A 19,610-nucleotide genomic window follows, 5' to 3' on the forward strand; every position below is an offset into this window, starting at 1 on the left:
ACGCTTAGTTGCAAGGAGTTAATGGCGGTTATTTTTTTGCGAGAGAGTTAAAAGCAGCGCTGATGGTAATTAACACTACACTAAGGACAACTACGCCAGGCCACTGGTACAAAGCAAAGGCTTTCACACCAATAATTGAGCCAAAGGCGCCGCCTAAGTAGTAGCCGAGCATGTAAACACCATTGATACGGCTTTGTGCGCTTGGGTCTATGCTAAATACGCGGACTTGATTGGCTACTTGTGCGCTAAAAATAGCGAAGTCGATTAAAATAATACCGATAATTAGGGCTATTAGGTTTCCTAAAAAAACGCCTGTAATAGCAAAACCAATTGCGGCAAGTGAGAGTACTATCATGACTAATTTTTTAGAGCCCAACGCATTGACCCACTTACCCGAAGACTTAGCCCCTATTACGCCAGCTAAAGCAATGATGCCAAATAATCCGGCCTCTTGGGCACTGAAGTTAAAAGGTTCATCACTGACATAAATAGCTAAAGTAGCCCACAGTACATTAAAAGCAGCAAACCAAAGCGCGCCAGTTAAAGTAAATACTTGTAATGATTTGTGCTGTTTAAATAACGCCACTGTACTTTTAAGTAGCGGCCAGTAACGTAAGCTAGTTTGTGGTTTATTTAGGGGTAAAAAGAGCCTAAGTAGTACACCAAATAGCGCAGCTAATATTGCAGACATAACAAATACGCCACGCCAACCAAAGTGCTCTCCTACAAAACCGCTTAACGTGCGTGAAAGTAAAATACCAATGGTTAGACCCATCATTAAGGTGCCCAATGTCGCCCCTTTATTTTCAGCAGATACAAGTGATGCCGCAAAAGGGATTAATTGCTGAGTAATGTTGGCACTTACCCCTATTAAAAATACCGACATTAATAACAGCGGTAAGTTAGGTGTAAATACGGCAAAGCTACATGCAATAACCAGTAAGCCCGATAAAATGCTTATTAAGCGCCGACGCGCAATAGAATCCCCCAGCGGCGAAATAAACAATAGGGCAAAAGCGTAACCAAATTGAGTAAATGCGGGAATGCTACCAAGTTGTGAATCCGTTAAATTAAACTCGTTACCAATCAGAGGTAAAATTGGCTGGCTGTAATATAGGTTTGCAGCGGTTGCTGCAATGGCGGTTGTCATCAACAATAAAATAAAGCGACTTAACGAGGCGCTTTGCGTTACCTGGGTCATTTTGCTCTCCAACATTAAAAGGTAGGCGAATGATAGAGGGAGAAGCTTGATGTTAGAAATGTTTAAATTTGATGGAACCTATACAAATAACGTATAGTTGTTGCTATACCTCTCATACAGAGCAAATTTGAGTCGCACATGGATATAAAAATATTAAAAAGTTTTATTGCAGTGGCTAAGCACCTGAGCTTTTCAGAAGCGGCTCAAGAGCTACATACAGTTCAACCCGCTATAAGTCGCCATATTTCTTCGTTAGAAGAGCAGCTAGGTGTTAGCTTGTTTATCCGTAACTCTCGGGAGGTGTCGATCACGCAAGCGGGAGATCAGTTAGTTAAAGATGCCACGGCAATTTTAGCGCTTACAGAGCGGGCTAAAAATAAGGTTAAACTGGTCGATAGCGGGCAGTTAGGCTCGCTGAGTATTGCGTATTTAAGCTCTGCGTGTTTAACATTTTTAGCCAAATTAATCCGAACGTATAAGTCGCAGTTTCCTAATGTTCACGTTACCTTGCTAGAAATGACCGCGACCGAGCAAATAGAGGCCCTTAAAAACGAACGGGTAGATGTTGCGTTTTCTCGGCCGTTACCAAGCACCATAGCCGATGAGTTTATAAGTGAAACTATGTACGTTGACCGCCTCGTAGCGGTGGTCAACAAAAATCATCCCTTTGCATCGGCGCAAACTATTGATTTGAAAACCCTTAAAAATGAGCCATTTATTCTTTTTAATCGCGACGAAGCCTTAGGGTTGTTTGATGAAATTATTACTCGTTGCAAGCGCGCTGGCTTTTCACCTAACATTATTAGTCAACCAAGGCATATGCAAACCTTAGTAACAGAGGTTGCCGCTGGTTTAGGGTTAGCTATAGCACCTTATTGTGTAAGTAAATTATATAGCGAGGGGTGCCATTTTATAGAGTTAGAAAAGGTCGACACACAAATTTATTTGCAGCTGCAATACAAGCAAATTAACAACAGCGCTACCACGCAAGCGTTTGTTGAAATGGCACTTAATGCCCAAGCAGAGATTCAGCTTAGCATGCGTAATTGAGTTGGCTTTATAAAAGCGCTTTTAGCTAACTTATGCGCTGCAATAATTAGCGAGGCGTAAATGCGAAAAAACGCAAAAACACCCTTGTGATTTACATCTCATTTAATTGATTTGTAAATAATTAACATCTACTCTAGTGGTACTAATTACTTCAAGCAACTATGAGAAACATGAAAGCCATTATTTTATTTTTATTTCTTGTTTTTCAATTTGCCAGTTTGCCGGTAAGCGCTCAACCGGATTCTAAAATTACCAATGTCTTATTTATAAATTCTACCAACCAACATATGCCTTGGCATAAAAGTGTTGAAGAGGGCTTAAATAGCGAGCTATCAACACGGACTTTTGACTATGAGCTTTTTGTTGAAAACATTGATGTAGGGCGCTTTGATGAGGCCACTCAAAAGCAATTAATGAGCGACTACCTTAAGCAAAAATATAAAAATAAGCACATAGATATTATTGTCACGTTATCACCCTCAGCAGCCACGTTAATATCGCAATTGAATGATTTTTTTACTAGCACGCCAAAAGTTTATATTGAGCCTGGCGAGCAGTTTAGGCTACCGGTAAACACTAACAATGCATTAATGCAGGCTAAGTTAGACTACAAGCAAGCAACCGCCAGCGCGGTTAATTTAATGAAACCTAAAAAGCTCATTGTCATCTTAGATACTAAAAATGAAATAGGTAGAAACTTTTATACAGGGCTGTTTAATTTTATCAGCCAAGATTTTTCGTATTTAGAGATTGAGCAATGGTTTGATCTTCCGGCTGCTGAACTGATGACAAAAGTAAAAAATGCGCCTTCAGACGCCATTATTTTATTTACCCCTATATTTAGAAATTACGAAAATAAGTCGATTAGCCCGTATCAGCTCGTCAGCTTACTCGCTCAGCACAGTAACGCCCCCATTTTTAGCTACTGGGAAGTTTTATTGGGCTCAGGTGTAGTGGGTGGTTATGTTTTATCAGGTGAGAAAATAGGTAAACGCGTGGGTGAAGTTATTATTTCTTACAGTGAAAATAACGTGTTACCTACTATAAGCGATGAAAATTTAAGTGTTCATAAATACGATTGGCGACAGCTAAAAAAATATAATGTTGCCCCGCAAAGCCTGCCAGAAAAATCGATTATTGCTTATTACAAGCCGAGTTACTTTGAACAAAATAAAGTGTTAATTTACAGCGCCGCCATTACTATTTTTGTATTGAGCGCTTTTTTAGTGTTTGTATTACGGTTAAACCGCCGCCGCATCCAGCTTGTAAACGCGCTTGATGAAGAAAAGCTACGACTTGAATCGCGTGTAGAGCAACGCACTAAAGAGCTACTACAAGCTAAAGAAGAAGCAGAGCAACTTACCTCGTCAAAATCTGAATTTTTAGCCAATATGAGTCACGAGATCAGAACCCCAATGAGTGGCATTATAGGGCTGACAAATATTTTATTGGGCAAAAACTTACCTGAAGAAGATAAACAGTATTTAGAAAAAATAAAGTACTCGTCAGATCAATTGCTTGTGGTTATTAATGACATTTTAGATTTTTCAAAAATCGAGTCAGGAAATATCAAACTCGAGGCCTTTGCATTTTCGTTAAACGCGGTTGTCGATTATATAACGACCACATTTGAAAATAGGGCGCGGAGTAAAGGAATTGCGTTTGAGATTAATATTAGCGATAACGTGAAACATAACTTAGTTGGCGATGTGGTGCGTATAAACCAAGTATTAATTAACTTGTGCTCTAACGCGATTAAGTTTACCTCTAATGGAGCTGTTTCGGTGCAAATAGACGCAGAAGAAGCCCCCCATGACACCAAAAGTACTGTTTTACGCTTTAGTGTTAAAGACACTGGCATTGGTATTGATGCAAAAAGCTTACCTAACTTGTTTGAGTCATTTACTCAGGCCGACAGCTCTACAACCCGAAAATACGGGGGAACTGGGTTAGGCTTAGCCATTAGTAAACGTTTATGCCAAGCAATGGGTGGCGATATTTCTGTAAGCAGTACGCAAGGTGAAGGCAGTGAGTTTATTGCTACCATAAACGTTGAGGTAAACACCCAAGCATTAATAGAAGACAGCCCACAGTTATCATTTGCTGAACCATTTGATGTATTACTAATAGATGATAACGAAGATGATTTAAGCTTAATTAAAAGTCAGCTTAGTGCAATGGGGCTGCGTTGTACGCCCTGCAAGCAGGCAAGTGATGCAATAGAGATAATTAAAGAAAATATAAACACTTATAAAATTATTATTGTTGATTGTGAAATGCCGACCATGAGCAGTGAAACGTTTTTTACCCGCATTTACAAAGTAAACCCACAGCTTTGCAACAATATTATTGTACTTACAGCAAGCAAAAACGACGCAATTTACGACATAGCTAAAAAAATAAACATTAAAACTATTTTGCATAAGCCTGTGCTTACCAGCGTGTTATTTGAAGCGATGAAAAGCAAAGTGGTTAGCCCTTCTACAAGTAATACCCATAAACCTGCCACCGAAAAGCCACTGCAAGGGGTAAAAATACTCGTTGTGGAAGATAACGCCATAAACAGGTTAATTGTATCCGATATATTAGCCGCCAGTGGGGCGCAAGTGCACGTAGTAGAAAATGGCTTAGAATGCATACAAACCGTAAAATTAGAAACGTTTGATATTATTTTAATGGATATTCATATGCCCATTATGGACGGTGTAGAAGCGACTAAAGTAATACGCAGTGATAGCAATACTGCGCTTGCCTCTATGCCTATCATTGCGTTAACTGCAAACGTAATGAAAGATGATATTACTCACTACCTATCTATTGGTATGAATGCACATGTTGCTAAACCAATAAAAGCTAAAACATTACGCGATACAATAATTAGCTGCTTAAATAAATAAACTTATCAATTACCTACCTTTAATAGCAGGCTTTAACGCCTGCAACGTTAAAAAACCAAACGCAAAATTTATATAAATAGGGTTTGACTCACACCTTTTAATATGTGAAATTTCATATATTCGTTTTTTCATATGTGTTTAGTTCGCTATAGAACTACAAGGTTAAGGATTATGAGTAAATCAATTGAACACGAGCTACCTAATTTAGAACTTTCACAAAGCACTCCTCCTACCGTTAAGGATTTCACGCTAACGTTTTCATCTCATAAACCTAAAATTTTATTGTTATACGGATCGCTAAGAGCTCGCTCATATAGCAAGTTAGTTATAGAAGAAAGTGCACGCTTGCTAACCCACTTTGGTGCTGAGGTTAAAATATTTAACCCTGAAGGTTTACCCATAACAGATAGTGAAGATGAGACGCATCCTAAGGTGCAAGAGCTACGTGATTTAATGCTCTGGTCTGAAGGGCAAGTATGGTGCTCGCCGGAGCGACACGGTGCTATGACGAGTGTATTTAAAAACCAAATTGATTGGGTTCCATTAAACCTGGGTGGGGTAAGGCCTACACAAGGTAAAACGCTGGCTGTGCTGCAGGTTTGTGGTGGTTCACAGTCATTTAATGTGGTTAATCAGTTACGCGTATTAGGGCGCTGGATGCGCATGGTAACAATACCTAATCAGTCATCGGTGCCTAAAGCGTTTTTAGAATTTGAAGAGAATGGCCGAATGAAGCCTTCTGCTTTTTACAATCGAATTGTGGATGTAATGGAAGAGCTCGTAAAATTTACCTTATTAATGCGCGACCAAAAAGATTACTTTGTTGATAGATACTCTGAGCGAGTAGAAACAGCAGAGCAGCTCAGTAAACGCGTAAATCAAAAAGACATTTAGGAGGTTACTGTGGGGTTATTTGAACGCTTTTTATCGGTGTGGGTTGCGCTGGCAATCGCGGTAGGGATTGTCGCCGGTTACACCGTACCCGATGTATTTAGTGTTGTTGCAAGCTTAGAATATGCACATGTAAATATTGTTATCGCTGTACTCATTTGGTTTATGATTTACCCAATGATGGTGCAAATTGACTTCTCCTCTATTAAAGATGTAGGCAAAAAGCCTAAAGGCTTAGTACTGACAGTTGTTATCAACTGGCTCATAAAACCCTTTACCATGGCCTTACTAGGGTGGTTATTTTTTAAAGGCATTTTTGCAGACTTTGTTGACCCACAAACGGCAACAGAATACATAGCCGGTATGATTTTATTAGGAGTAGCACCATGTACTGCAATGGTGTTTGTGTGGAGTCAATTAACAAAAGGCGATGCTAATTACACGTTAGTGCAGGTATCTATCAACGATATTATTATGATTTTTGCCTTTGCGCCCATCGCAGGTTTATTACTAGGGGTAACAGACATAACGGTACCGTGGGACACGTTATTACTCTCGGTGGTTTTGTATGTACTTATTCCATTAATAGCAGGCGCTATTACCCGCAAAAAGTTAGATAAGGGTGAAGATCACACACGGTTAAATCACTTTTTAAAGGTAATGAAACCGTATTCTATAATTGGCTTACTGGCAACGGTGGCACTTTTATTTGGTTTTCAGTCTCAAACATTAATAGATAACCCAGAAGCCATTGTATTGATTGCTATTCCGCTGCTTATTCAAACGTACGGTATTTTTGCAATAGCCTATATAGCCGCAAAAAAAATGGGCCTAGCTCATAATATTGCAGCTCCAGCTTGCATGATTGCAACTTCTAACTTTTTTGAACTTGCTGTTGCCGTAGCCATTTCATTATTTGGTTTACACTCTGGTGCTGCGCTTGCCACCGTTGTGGGCGTTCTTGTTGAAGTACCTGTTATGCTTAGCTTAGTTTATTTTGCTAATAAAACGCGTCATTGGTTTAACTAGGAGAGTGTCATGGTCGTTATTCATCATAATCCTGATTGTGGTACATCGCGCAATGTATTGCAGATTATTAAAGCCGCTGGCTATAACCCCACGGTTATTGAATACCTTAAAGAGGGCTGGACAAAACCTCAATTGTTAGCGTTATTTGCCGCAGCAAACTTAACACCAAAAACAGCGTTGAGAGTGAGTAAATCGCCTGCTGAAGAACTAGGCTTGTTAAATGAAAATGTAACAGACGAAGCTATTTTAGAGGCCATGCTTGAGCACCCTATACTGGTTAATAGACCTATAGTGTGCACCGAAAAAGGGGTTAAGCTATGTCGCCCTAGTGAGCAAGTTTTAACGTTGTTAGCGCAATGGCCTAAAGGCGAGCTATACAAAGAAGACGGCGAAATGATATTAAACGCGCAGGGCGAGCAACCCTAAAAGTAATAAACTATTTGCCAAAACCCCGTTTACATGGGTTTTTTTTGTTTAGCAAAATTATAAACATTTAAACTTGCTTTGCCTGCTTGTGCTAATGACTATTTTGAACAACACTTTAAATAGTCGCGTTGCCACAGAGAGCACTATGCATAAAGCCTTAATAAAAATTGCTGAGCAAAAAAAAATAATTTACTTAACCAGTTTCACGCTGATGGTAATTATTTTTAATGTGCTTTTAAATGATACGCTCCATAAAAAAATTCATAAAAATGGTCAGCAGTTAACGCAGCAAATTTTTGAGCTGCAAATTAATGCCAATGCCGATAAAGAAATAGTGCAGGCATTGGTGCAAAGTAAGGGCTTTATGCTGGCTGCACACTCAAATGCCGAACACTTCAAATACTTAGTTGATATACAGCACGATGTATTTAGCTATAAAACGCTCAGCATAAGTTTATACCACTGGCCTGCCTGGGTGGAGCAAGCTTACTTATTTTTACTATTAAATATCATTATATTAGGTGCCACTAGCTGGTGGGTTAGATGGTGGAAAGTATTAGTAACAAAACCGGCAGCGAACCTGCCATTGCCTTCCAGCAAAACTAAAGCTGCAAAAAAACTTTCTACGCAAATCACCACATTAAACTGCGAAGTAAAGTCTATGTACGGTGTTAGTGCAGCGCGACATAGCTTATTTGCCATAGTGAAATGTGATTGTGTGTTTGATGAAAATACCGATACCCAAGCAAGCTTTAAGGTATTGATAGCAAAATATTTTAAAGAGCTTCCTGCAGTATCAGTTAATGTATTTGATGCTAACAACCTTGCTATTACTTTAAATAATATCCCCGTAGCAAAGCTAGATACATACAGTGAAAGCCTACACGAATGCGTTTATCAAATTTGTAAGCGTTATCGAAGCACAGTAACGCGTAAAAACATAAAGGTTGGACTGTGCGATTATCGATATGCGACTGAGCAACCCGTTATTTTTAAACTCGCTAAGTCGGCCTTAGTATTTTCAGAAAAAAGCTTAATTCAGCACTGGCATAGGCTCGCGTTACAGCACGAGCAAGGGAACTTAATTTCAAGTAAGCAGGTTATTGAAAATATTAAAAAGAATAAATTTATCTTATTCTTTCAACCGTTATTTATGATCACCAGCGGCGATATTGTACAACATGAAGTGCTAATAAGAATTAGGCAGCAACCGCACGGTTTATTAGCTGCGCGTTACTTTATTAATCAAGACTTTAACAATCACCAAGCATTTGAGTTAGATAAAGCGGTGCTACTTCAAGTTAAAAAGCTTATTTTAGCTGAGCCTAGTGCTCTAACGGTGAGCGTTAATTTGCATATAAGTAATTGGTTTAACGAGCAGTTTTGGAGCTGGTTTGTCACCAATATGAAAGATTTTACGACAAAGCGAAAGTTACAGTTTGAAATTAGCGAAGCAGACTTTATTAAGTACCAAGCGCAACTAGCAGGCGCCTTTGAAAAACTGACAGCCCTACAAAGTTTGCTGGTGATTGATAATGTACAGAATGTGGAGCACATTAACCAAATTGCTTCTCAAAAATTAGTTAGCGGTATTAAACTAGGGTATCCGCTTGTTCATAATGTGGATGAAAAAACACAACAGCAAAAACAAGTTAAAAACATTGTGGCGCAAAGCAAGTTGCTCAATATACCTGTGTACGCGGTGGGTGTAGAAACCCAAAAAGAGCTACTTATGTTGGCTAAACTAGGCGTAGTTGCCGCACAAGGTTTTTACTTTTCTGAGCCCTTGCAAGAATACACACATGCCACGTTTTACTAAGGCCAGTTAATCCTTTTAAGCTAAGCGCAGCCAAAAGGGCCACTCTAGCAGTGGTTGTAGAGCTCACTAGGTTACACACTGTACCGTGGTTAAACTGGCCCTAAGTAAGCATGTTTTAATGCCCTGAGGTTGATAGCCCTAGATCAGGCCACGATATTTTAGCCCATTGAGCCCCTGTAAACCGCCTGTATGAATCGCCATTATATGACTACCAGCAGCAAAGTAATCTTGCTCGATAAGTTGCCATAGTGCATACATCATTTTACCGCTGTATATAGGCTCAAGAGGTAAGTTATGTTGCTGCTGCATGCGTTGGCAAAACTGCCATAAGTCATTACTAAATTTGCCATAACCGCCATCATGAAACTCAGTAAGTAGCTGCCAATTGGATTGCTGACCTGCTTTTTTACTGAGTGCTGTAATTTCATTATTCAAGTACTCGGCTTGTTTTAATACCGCAATTCCTAACAGCTGTGTGGCCTCATAGCTACCTTCAATTAAGCCTGCAAGAGTTCCTCCACTTCCTGTGGGACATACTAAGTAATCATGTTTTGGTAAGCTTTTAGCAAGCTCAGCACACCCAGGCAGGGCGTATGTATTACTTCCACCTTCTGGGATTATATAGGCTTGTGTAAAGCGTTCTTGCAACTGAGCTAAATAATCTGGGTCATGGCGCTGCTTATATTCAATACGAGTAACCGCATGTAAATCCATTGCACACTGTTTAGCAAATTGCAGGGTGGGGTTTTGAGTATCTAAGTGTGGCCCTCTAATTATGGCGTGGGTTTTTATATTAAATAGTTTACCCGCCCCTGCACAGGCGTGAACATGATTAGAAAAAGCCCCCCCAAAGGTGAGGAGTTGTGTTTTATTAAGGGCTTGCATTTGCTGTAAATTATATTTTAGCTTACGCCATTTGTTACCACTTATTAGTGGGTGAAGTAAGTCATCTCTTTTTATACTTAACCGTATGTTTCTCTTTTTAAGACAGTCGCTATCTATTTGTTGTATTGGACTTTCTTTTTCAATATTGAATAAATTAAGCATTATTTCTCGTGTTTAAACTTGCAAACTAAAAAACTTGTACGACACTTAGTTAATCTCTTATTAACAATAGTAGCTATATGAAAAAAAAGCTGTTTTCGTTGTTATCTTGGTTAAATCGCAGTTTAGACTCAAGCACAGCGATTGGTATTGCTACTTATGCAGATACAGTAAACGCGGTGTGTTTAAAAAAAAATCAAGGGCAGTGGTACGTACATAACTCACACAGTGTGAATGTAGAGGACCAAACGGATTATACAGTCGCTATTGCAACTTGCACAAATGAAGTTTGCGCTGAGGTGTGCCCAGTAAATTTAGTGGTTCCTCATTATTTTTATCAAATAGTGCAAATGGATAAACCCATGCTGAGTGACGAAGAGATCATTCAATCCTTACCTTGGACAACAAAAGACTTAGTTGATATTCCACCAGAGAACATTGTTGCCGACTTTATCGATTACCCAATCGTTCAGCCTATGCAAAGCAGTAAAATGAATGTGTTTATTACTAATAAACTACAGTTACTGCCTTTTATTGATAGCTTTTCAAAAATAAAGCCTGTGCTCAGAGCAATGACCTCGGAAGAAATGATTTTAGTGACCTTGTTTGGCGAAGATAAAAGCGCGCACATGCTTATAGTGCAACATGCAGGGCATGAGCCGCGTATTTTAATTATTCGTGATGGTCAGCTTTTATTAGCTAGGCGTTTAAACGGGTTTTTAGGCATTTCAGATAAAGAGCGCACACACGGTTTGGTTGAAGCCTTAGGGCTTGAGATCCAACGGTCAATGGATTTTTTTGAAAGCCAACTAAAACAGCCTCCTATCAGAAGCATTCAGCTGCATTGCGATGATTTATCGTCTTTAACATTAAGGGCTGGCCTTGCAGAATTTTTGCAAGTAAAGGTTGTTGATTTTAAACCTAATATAGATTTAGCACAGGATCTCGAACCAAGCTTTTATTACGCATTAGGCGCAGCGTATCAATTAACTGATCCGGATTCAGTGTTATGAAAACACGGATTAATTTTTACCAAAAAGCCATTAGGGTTAGGCGCGACCCCGTGCCCTTTAAAGGAATGCTGTTGCTGTGGCTAGGTACATTGTTAGTGGTTGCATTAACTTGGTTGTTTTATTTATACGAAGAGCACAATAGCCAGCAATTACTTACGCAAAGCCAAGCTTATCTAAAGCAAACGCAGCAGCAATTAAACGTGGTAAAGCAGCGATTAGCTGATAAACAAAATAAATCGCATTTGATAGATGAGCTAAAAGTACTGCAACAAGAAATTTTGCATAAACAGCAGGTGTTTGATTATTTAGAAAACACATCCATGCACACGAAAACGGATTATGCCGATGTAATGCGCGATTTGGCAGCGTACCACGAGCCGCAAATTTGGCTTGATCAGATAAAATTTGAAGGCCAAAAAGTAATACTCAAAGGGCGTACTCAGCAAGCTAAATTTTTACCTATTTGGCTTGCTAATCTCAAGAAATCGAGCTTTTTTAAAGGGAAGGAGTTTTCAGTGCTGGAGCTGTCGAGCAGTGATGGCGTGAGCGAGTTTAATGTGGCTACAGAGCTTAGTTCAAGTGAGGTAACACAATGAATGAGCAAAATGAAAATAAAGGCTGGCCATTATTCGTTAAATACCAAGCACAATTTGCGGCGTTACAGCAGCGGGAAAAGTATTCTGTACTGTTTGTTGGCTTATTTCTTATTGTTTATTTAGGTTTATGGTTTGTGGTGTTTCCACAGCAAGATGCAGTAAATAGTTTACGCGTGGAACAAAATACATTGTGGCAAAAACTCAATCAAAATGAAGCACAGCTCTCTATGCTTACCCAGGCATTAGAGCATGACTACACTAAAGTACTCAGAAATCAGGTAGGGCAAACCCAGCGCGAGCTAGAAGATATAAATAATAAGTTAAGCACGTTTAGCCAAGGCTTTATTTCAGCAAACAAAGTACCTGCTGTATTAAAGGATTTATTAGTAAATACTCCCGATGTGCAAGTGGTTGGCTTTAGAGTAAACCCAGCAAAAGCAATTGATGTAGAAAAACTCGGTGAGCACGATACGCAAACCTTGTTTTTCGAACACCAAATGGTGGTTACTTTGCAGGGGCGTTATTTTAGCTTACAGCAGTATTTAGAAGGCCTTAAAGCTAGCCAACAAAAGTTGTTAATACAGCAGTTTAACTATCAGGTGCAAACATACCCTAATGCAGAGTTAACATTACAAATAGCAACGGTGAGTGCCAATGAAAAATTTATCGCTTTATAGTTTGTGTGTATGTTGCGTGTGTTTTTTCTCTGTTAGTTCAGCTGAAATACTGCGCGATCCTACTCAGCCAAGCAATGCACCAATACTAAAAGGCGCTGCAGTTAGCAATACAGCGCTGTCGTTACAGTCAATTATTAAAACCGAAAAGCAATACAAAGCGATTATTTCTAAGCAGGTGTATAAGCCAGGAGATGTAATAGGTGAATTTCGGGTGCTAACAATAAACGCCAATTCAGTGTTGTTAGCGAATGATGATAAGCAAATAAAATTAGAATTATACGACTATGAAATTAAAAAATAATATAACAAAGCCATGGCTTGCGCTTATTTTAATACCGCCTTTTTTAACGGCGTGCCATAGTTTTAAGCCCGGAAAAGAGATTCAGCCACACATAGCACAAGAGCTTGCTCCTATAAGCAACAATGCTAAAAGTGTTGCCCCGGTAGAGGTGAGTAGCGCGCTTACACAAAGCTTACTTTCGTCACTTAATAGCGAGCAAAGTTTAACAAATGAGTTAGCTGTAAAGCGTTTTGATGTAGCCGCAAAAGAGGTAGAAATAAGCTCATTTTTTAATGGATTAACTGCTGATACTCCATACAGCGTGGCAGTACACCCACAAGTGAGCGGAGTTATTTCTTTAAATTTAAAAAACGTAACGTTTGAAGAAGTTATAGCTGTTATTAAACGCATGTACCCGTTAGATATTGTCCAAGAAGGTCGTATTGTGCAGGTGTTACCAGCGGTCATGCGCACAGAAACTATACCGGTTAATTATTTAATGATGCAGCGCCATGGGCAATCAACGGTAAGTGTTGTTGCTGGTGGAGTGAGCCAGTTTTCACAAAACAACTCAAGTTCAAATTCAAGCTCAAACAGTAGTAATAATTCGAGCCAAAATAATCAGTTTGGCAGCGATAATCAAAATACCGAGCTAAATGGCTCTCGCATCCAAACAATTAACCAAAACGACTTTTGGAAGGAACTTGAGCTTGCTCTTAAATCACTTATTGGTTCAAACGATGGCCGTTATGTGGTTGCCAGCCCACAGGCAAGCTTGGTTACGGTTAATGCATTACCCAGTGAAATAAACCAGTTAAAAGACTTTTTACGTCAAAGCCAAGAAAACCTTCAGCGACAAGTTATTCTTGAGGCTAAAATTGTCGAAATAACCTTAAAAGATGAATACCAACAAGGGGTTAACTGGGAGCGAATTTCTAGAGGGTTAGAAGGTGGGGTGTCGTTTGCAACAACAGCAGGCAGCATAGGTAATTCTATTTCAGCTACTTTAGGAGGGGTCTCCTCGTTAACGATTGAAAAAGGCGACTTTAGCGGCGTAATTAGCTTGCTTGAAACGCAGGGCGACCTGCAAATGCTTTCTAACCCGCGTGTAACTGCAACAAACAATCAAAAAGCCGTGATTAAAGTGGGGCAAGATGAGTACTTTGTTACTAACGTTTCGAGCACAACAGTAACGGGCACTTCAACGACTACGTCACCAGAAATAGATTTAACTCCGTTTTTTTCGGGAATTGCCTTAGATGTCACCCCACAAATCGATAAATATGGCTCAGTAATTTTGCACGTCCACCCATCGGTAACCGAAACAGAAGAGCAGCTCAAGGTGATTACATTAGATGATCAGCGTTTTGAGTTGCCGCTTGCACAAAGTAATATTCGCGAATCTGACACGGTGATCCGCGCTCAAAGTGGTGAAATAGTCGTAATTGGTGGGTTAATGCAAACCACCACGGAAGATGAAGAATCGAAAACACCCATTTTGGGCGATGTGCCAATATTAGGTAACTTGTTTAAAAGTATTAGTAAGCGCCAAGAGAAAAAAGAGCTCGTTATTTTAATCAAGCCAACGGTGGTGATGCCCGACACGTGGAAAAAGCAACAAGCTCACAGCCGCGCGCTGTTAAATACATGGTATGAGAACTAACTATGTATTTGAGCTTTTTTAATTTAAGTGAAATGCCTTTCACCTTAACCCCAAACACCGAGTTTTTTTGTGCACTTGAGCCGCACCACGAAGCGATGCAAGTACTTACCACAGCGCTAGAAATGGGGGAGGGATTTATAAAAGTAACAGGAGAAGTAGGGACAGGCAAAACCTTACTATGCAGAAAACTTTTAAATCAAATTGAAGAAGACTACTTTGTGGCTTATTTACCTAATTCTTATTTAAGCCCTGAAGAATTACGCTGGGCTATTGCTGTAGAACTTGGCATGGAGGTAGATAAAAGCCTAGATCAACAATCGTTAAGCCAGCAAATAAACCATTACTTACTAGAGCTACAAGAAGATAACGAACGGGTTGTACTACTGATAGATGAAGCGCAGTGCTTGAGTTGGGATACACTTGAAGCGCTTCGATTATTTACAAACCTAGAAACCGAAACCGAAAAGCTTATTCAGGTGGTGCTATTTGGCCAACCTGAATTAGATGAAAAACTTGCTAATAGTAAAGTGAGGCAACTACGCCAGCGGATCAGTTTTTCCTACTCATTGCGTGCAATGACCGCCAGTGAAGTTATTTATTATATTAATCACCGTTTACAGGTGGCAGGCTTTAATCAGCCACCACTATTTACTAATCGTTTAGGATTAAAAATAGCGCGTGCGAGTCGAGGAATTCCCCGTTTGGTCAATATTTTATGCCATAAAGTTTTACTGCAGGCATACGGTGAAGGCCTTAATAAAGTAACACCGCGCCATATACATCTTGCCATTGCAGACACCGAGGATTGCAAAAAGCACCATGCTAACCATTACTGGGCTTACAGCTTATTAGCTATTAGTGTTTTTGTTATTGCAGTTATGTGGGTATGGAGGCAATGGTTATGAGTGTTATTAATAACATGCTAAAAAATATCGACCAGCGCCAAACTGCACAGCGTAATCAGCAAAGTGGCGGGGTCGATATTCCCCCTGTACGCGATTACCACGATGTATTATTTAAAGTGCTGAGTGTTTTATTAGCGATTGTACTAATTTTTACAGCCTACCTTTATTTACCTTTTGCACAGGCACCACAAGCGAGTAGCGACACGGCTGAAAAAGCATATGCGGTTAATAACAACAGCCGGCCGATTGAAATTGCCCAAGCTAAAATTACGCCCGTAATTAAGCCCTTAAAACAATTAAGCGAAGAAAACACTGGCGCTAAAGCTGCTCATATTAATGCAGATACGCAAAAAGAGCTGGGGCAGGTACAAAGCAATAACGCATTGCCTGATCAGGCAAAAGACGAAGTAATACAGCAACACGCTGCAGACAAAGCCGCGCTACTGAGCAAAAAAGCAAGCCCCACAGAAGTAAGCGCTAAAGTAGCTACTAGAGCAGAAATAAATACTCCAGTTGAAGCAAAAAGCAGTGCACCAGTAAAAAGCATTACACAGGCTGAGCAGCTGCCCGCTAAAAATAAATTAGTAAAAACTGCCAGTGTTAAGCAAAGCAAAGCCCAGCGGATAGCACAGCAATTAAAGCGTGCTAAACAAGCGTTGGAATTTGCTTTATATGATGATGCGATTAACGATTTAACCGCTATTTTACAAACACAACCTGAGCATATAGAAGCGCGTAATTTACTCGCGGCAACGTATTTTCAGCAACAAGATGTACTTATGGCTCAGCAGTTATTAGTTGCTGGCATAAAAATAAACCCTGAGGTTGTGCAGTGGCGTGTAATGCTCAGTAAAATTTTAATTATGCAACAAGAGTACGAAGGCGTGCTTAAACTGCTTATAGCCGAACTTGAGCCGCAAGCAAACTTGGAGTTTTGGGTATTAAAAGGCACTGCAGCACAAAATGCGCAGCAACATCAAATAGCGCTTGCGAGTTTTACACAGCTTACACAGCTTCAGCCTCAGCAAGCTAAATGGTGGCTGGCGTTAGCTACTTCAAAAGATGCGTTGGGGGAGTTTGCAGATGCAAAGCACCTTTATAAAGTTGCCCTAGATTTAGGCGGTTTAAATGCCGCAATGACGCAACATGCACTACAGCGCTTAGTCGCATTGAAGGAGGCTGTATGAGACCCAGTTTAAAAATGCGTTTAGGGGACTTACTCGTTCATGAGCAAATGATCACCGAAGCACAGCTAAGTGAAGCACTTAATGTGCAAGCTGCGTCAGGGCGAAAGTTAGGGGCTACATTAATTGCGCTTGAGTTTATAAGTGAGCCGCAATTATTGCGCTTTTTAGCCCAACAATTACAAATACCGTTTTTAGATATTTCGCAGCGCAAAATATCTTCAGATGTATCTAAATTACTTTCAGAGGTTTATGCCAGGCGCTACCGAGCATTAGTAATAGAAGATAACGGGGATTCTGTGTTAGTCGGAATGAGTGACCCCGCTGATTTGAGAGCGTTGGATCAGTTAGCGCCAATGCTAGCCCCTAAGCGAATTGAGCTTGCTGTTGTGCAAGAAAGCCAGCTTATGGCAGCGTTTGATAATGTGTACCGCCGAACAGAAGAGATTACTAACTTTGCTGAAAAGCTACACGAAGAATACGAAGACGTAGAAGAGTTTGATCTTAATTCCTTAGCAGATGAAACCTCTGACGCCACCGTAGTAAAACTACTGCAATCTATATTTGAAGATGCAGTACAAGTACGTGCCTCAGATATCCACATAGAACCCGATGAAAGGCTATTACGCATTCGCCAACGAGTTGATGGTGTATTGCAAGAGCACACATTAAACCAAGTAAAAATAGCCTCTGCTTTAGTACTTAGGCTAAAACTTATGTCGGGGTTAGATATATCGGAGAAGCGGTTACCGCAAGATGGCCGTTTTAATATAAAAGTGCACGCGCACAGCATTGATGTACGTTTATCGACAATGCCAGTGCAATATGGCGAGTCAGTTGTGATGCGGTTGCTCGACCAATCTGCAGGGCTTTTATCGTTAGATGAAACGGGCATGCCGGTGCATATTTTAAAGCGCCTGCGCAGCATTATAAAACGCCCTCATGGCATGGTGTTAGTGACAGGGCCTACCGGCTCAGGAAAAACGACCACCTTGTACGGCGCTTTAAGTGAACTTAACCAACAAGAAAGTAAAATTATTACCGTAGAAGATCCGGTTGAATACCGCATTGGGCGGGTAAATCAGGTGCAAATAAACAACAAAATAGGCTTAAATTTTGCCAGTGTATTAAGAACCACGTTACGCCAAGATCCCGATATTATTATGGTTGGCGAAATGCGTGACCAAGAAACCGTTGATATAGGCCTAAGGGCTGCATTAACAGGCCATTTAGTACTTTCTACGTTACATACCAACGATGCCATATCAAGCGCAATGCGCTTAATTGATATGGGAGCACCCGCTTATCTAGTTGCAAGCTCACTACGCGCTATTATTGCTCAGCGCTTAGTTAGGCGTATTTGCAATGAATGTAAAACACCGTATCACCCAGATAAACAAGAACAAAGCTGGCTTACCTATTTAGGCGAAGATGTTAGCAGCACACAGTTTTGGCGAGGCCAAGGCTGCACAGCATGTAGCCATAGCGGCTACAAAGGCAGGGTGGGGATTTTTGAGCTGTTAGAAATGAACGACGCTATGATGGATGCCCTGCGTATTAACGACACGCAGCGCTTTGCCGAAGCGGCTAAAAATAGCGCTAATTTTGCACCGCTTTCTTATATGGCTTTAACGTATGCAAAGCAAGGCATTACCTCGTTAGATGAGGTATTTAAAGTGGCTGAATATGTACCTGAAGTGGTAGGTGATGACGATGCAGCTTTATAGTTACAAAGCCAAAGACGCAAACGGTGCGCTGGTTAAAGGGCGTGTTGAGGCAAATAATGAGGCCGGTGTCGCCGATAGCTTATTAAAGCGCCAGTACATACCTATTTCAATTTCGTTAGTTGAAACAAAAAATAATATAAAGTTATTCGATAACTTATTTAGCGAAAAAATAACCCTTGATGACATGATCATGTTTTCACGGCAAATGTATTCTTTACTTAAAGCCGGGATCCCCATTATTAGGGCAATGATAGGGCTTGCTGATACCACGCAAAATAAAGAGTTTAAAAGTGTGTTGCTTGAAGTAACACGCCAGCTCGAACAAGGCCGTGAATTATCTAGTGCGTTAGCTATACATAACAAGGTGTTTAGCCGTTTAACTATCTCTATGGTTAAAGTCGGAGAAGGCTCGGGACGATTAGAAGATGCGTTTTATCAGCTGGCTATTTACTTTGAAAAAGAGCAAGAGACTCGTAAGCGCATAAAAGCCGCTATGCGTTACCCCACTTTTGTTATTTTGGCGCTTTTAGTTGCGATGATCATATTAAATATTTTTGTGATCCCAACCTTTGCCAGCATGTTCGAAAAGTTTGATGCAGAGCTGCCTTTAATGACCCAGATCCTCATTGGCACCAGTAACTTTTTTGTCAATTATTGGTGGCTGCTAGCGCTAATGTTAGTGGGTGGAGTCGTTGCATGGCGTCGGTATTTAAATACGTCGGCTGGGCGCTTTAAGTGGGATCACCACAAACTCAAAATTCCATTTGTAGGCGATATTTTAAAACGCACCTTACTTGGCCGTTATAGCCAAAGCTTAGCCATGGTGCTGCGCTCGGGCGTCCCTATGACGACAGGGCTGTCGTTAACGGCCCATGCAGTTGATAACAGCTACATGGAAAAAGCCATTATCACCATGCGTCAAGATATCGAAAAAGGCGACAGTTTGTTGCGGGCTTCGCGAAGTAGCGAGCTATTTTCACAGTTGGTACTGCAAATGGTGGCAGTGGGTGAAGAAACCGGTCGCGTAGATGAGTTATTACAAGAAGCGGCTGATTTTTACGAACGAGAAGTCGATTACGATTTACGCAGTTTAACCGCAAAAATAGAGCCCATTTTGACGGTGTTTGTTGCCATTATGGTGCTTATTTTAGCACTCGGTATTTTTATGCCTATGTGGAACATGATGTCGGCTATTAAAGGGTAGCCAT

17 protein-coding genes are annotated in these 19,610 nt (G+C 40.4%); 15 read left to right on the plus strand and 2 right to left on the minus strand.

The genetic code is table 11. The features are described 5' to 3' along the window. Positions 1 to 28 precede the first annotated feature (28 nt). Complete coding sequence (locus PSH54_RS03375) at positions 29 to 1,201, minus strand: MFS transporter (RefSeq protein ID WP_273605484.1); 1,173 nt, start codon at positions 1,199 to 1,201, stop codon at positions 29 to 31. A gap of 138 nt (positions 1,202 to 1,339) precedes the next feature. On the opposite strand from PSH54_RS03375, the gene PSH54_RS03380 reads away from it, so the two are divergent. From PSH54_RS03380 to PSH54_RS03405, 6 genes are all read left to right on the plus strand, one after another. Continuing rightward, complete coding sequence (locus PSH54_RS03380; protein WP_273605485.1) at positions 1,340 to 2,251, plus strand: LysR family transcriptional regulator; 912 nt, start codon at positions 1,340 to 1,342, stop codon at positions 2,249 to 2,251. 170 nt (positions 2,252 to 2,421) lie between these two features. Further along, positions 2,422 to 5,148: a response regulator gene (locus PSH54_RS03385; RefSeq protein WP_273605486.1), complete on the plus strand. Its 2,727-nt coding sequence runs from the start codon at positions 2,422 to 2,424 to the stop codon at positions 5,146 to 5,148. A gap of 171 nt (positions 5,149 to 5,319) precedes the next feature. Continuing rightward, entirely contained in the window at positions 5,320 to 6,042 is a 723-nt protein-coding gene (arsH, locus tag PSH54_RS03390; RefSeq protein ID WP_024032512.1) for an arsenical resistance protein ArsH, read from the plus strand. A 9-nt stretch (positions 6,043 to 6,051) separates the two neighbouring features. Continuing rightward, the gene (arsB, locus tag PSH54_RS03395) at positions 6,052 to 7,068 is read left to right on the plus strand and encodes an ACR3 family arsenite efflux transporter (protein WP_029773089.1); all 1,017 of its coding nucleotides are present in this window, start codon (positions 6,052 to 6,054) and stop codon (positions 7,066 to 7,068) included. A gap of 9 nt (positions 7,069 to 7,077) precedes the next feature. Beyond that, positions 7,078 to 7,494 (plus strand): arsenate reductase (glutaredoxin), encoded by a 417-nt coding sequence (gene arsC / locus PSH54_RS03400; protein WP_054982914.1) that lies wholly within the window; start codon positions 7,078 to 7,080, stop codon positions 7,492 to 7,494. Between the two features lie 145 nt (positions 7,495 to 7,639). Beyond that, complete coding sequence (locus PSH54_RS03405; RefSeq protein WP_273605487.1) at positions 7,640 to 9,313, plus strand: EAL domain-containing protein; 1,674 nt, start codon at positions 7,640 to 7,642, stop codon at positions 9,311 to 9,313. 138 nt (positions 9,314 to 9,451) lie between these two features. Here the strand turns inward: PSH54_RS03405 and PSH54_RS03410 are convergent, their stop codons facing one another. Continuing rightward, positions 9,452 to 10,360: a 1-aminocyclopropane-1-carboxylate deaminase/D-cysteine desulfhydrase gene (locus PSH54_RS03410; protein ID WP_273605488.1), complete on the minus strand. Its 909-nt coding sequence runs from the start codon at positions 10,358 to 10,360 to the stop codon at positions 9,452 to 9,454. A gap of 77 nt (positions 10,361 to 10,437) precedes the next feature. Here PSH54_RS03410 and PSH54_RS03415 point away from each other — a divergent pair, with 77 nt between their 5' ends. The 9 genes from PSH54_RS03415 to PSH54_RS03455 are packed head-to-tail and all read left to right on the plus strand — an operon-like array spanning position 10,438 to position 19,606. After that, the gene (locus tag PSH54_RS03415; RefSeq protein WP_024032507.1) at positions 10,438 to 11,370 is read left to right on the plus strand and encodes a hypothetical protein; all 933 of its coding nucleotides are present in this window, start codon (positions 10,438 to 10,440) and stop codon (positions 11,368 to 11,370) included. After that, complete coding sequence (locus tag PSH54_RS03420) at positions 11,367 to 11,966, plus strand: PilN domain-containing protein (RefSeq protein ID WP_273605489.1); 600 nt, start codon at positions 11,367 to 11,369, stop codon at positions 11,964 to 11,966. The genes PSH54_RS03415 and PSH54_RS03420 overlap by 4 nt, the downstream gene beginning before the upstream one ends. Next, on the plus strand, positions 11,963 to 12,643 hold the full coding sequence (locus tag PSH54_RS03425) for a hypothetical protein (RefSeq protein ID WP_024032505.1): 681 nt from the start codon (positions 11,963 to 11,965) through the stop codon (positions 12,641 to 12,643). The genes PSH54_RS03420 and PSH54_RS03425 overlap by 4 nt, the downstream gene beginning before the upstream one ends. After that, positions 12,621 to 12,944, plus strand: a complete 324-nt coding sequence (locus tag PSH54_RS03430; protein WP_064386227.1) for a hypothetical protein — start codon at positions 12,621 to 12,623, stop codon at positions 12,942 to 12,944. Before PSH54_RS03425 ends, PSH54_RS03430 begins: the two co-directional genes overlap by 23 nt. Next, positions 12,928 to 14,586 (plus strand): pilus (MSHA type) biogenesis protein MshL, encoded by a 1,659-nt coding sequence (mshL, locus tag PSH54_RS03435; protein WP_273605490.1) that lies wholly within the window; start codon positions 12,928 to 12,930, stop codon positions 14,584 to 14,586. Before PSH54_RS03430 ends, mshL begins: the two co-directional genes overlap by 17 nt. A gap of 2 nt (positions 14,587 to 14,588) precedes the next feature. After that, the gene (locus PSH54_RS03440) at positions 14,589 to 15,491 is read left to right on the plus strand and encodes an ExeA family protein (protein WP_096041078.1); all 903 of its coding nucleotides are present in this window, start codon (positions 14,589 to 14,591) and stop codon (positions 15,489 to 15,491) included. Next, the gene (locus tag PSH54_RS03445) at positions 15,488 to 16,678 is read left to right on the plus strand and encodes a tetratricopeptide repeat protein (protein ID WP_273605491.1); all 1,191 of its coding nucleotides are present in this window, start codon (positions 15,488 to 15,490) and stop codon (positions 16,676 to 16,678) included. The genes PSH54_RS03440 and PSH54_RS03445 overlap by 4 nt, the downstream gene beginning before the upstream one ends. Further along, positions 16,675 to 18,402, plus strand: a complete 1,728-nt coding sequence (locus tag PSH54_RS03450; protein ID WP_273605492.1) for a GspE/PulE family protein — start codon at positions 16,675 to 16,677, stop codon at positions 18,400 to 18,402. The genes PSH54_RS03445 and PSH54_RS03450 overlap by 4 nt, the downstream gene beginning before the upstream one ends. Continuing rightward, positions 18,389 to 19,606, plus strand: a complete 1,218-nt coding sequence (locus PSH54_RS03455) for a type II secretion system F family protein (RefSeq protein WP_273605493.1) — start codon at positions 18,389 to 18,391, stop codon at positions 19,604 to 19,606. The genes PSH54_RS03450 and PSH54_RS03455 overlap by 14 nt, the downstream gene beginning before the upstream one ends. The last annotated feature ends 4 nt before the right edge of the window (positions 19,607 to 19,610 follow it).

The sequence above is a fragment of the Pseudoalteromonas sp. Angola-30 genome (assembly GCF_028599215.1).
Taxonomy (GTDB): Bacteria; Pseudomonadota; Gammaproteobacteria; order Enterobacterales; family Alteromonadaceae; genus Pseudoalteromonas; species Pseudoalteromonas atlantica.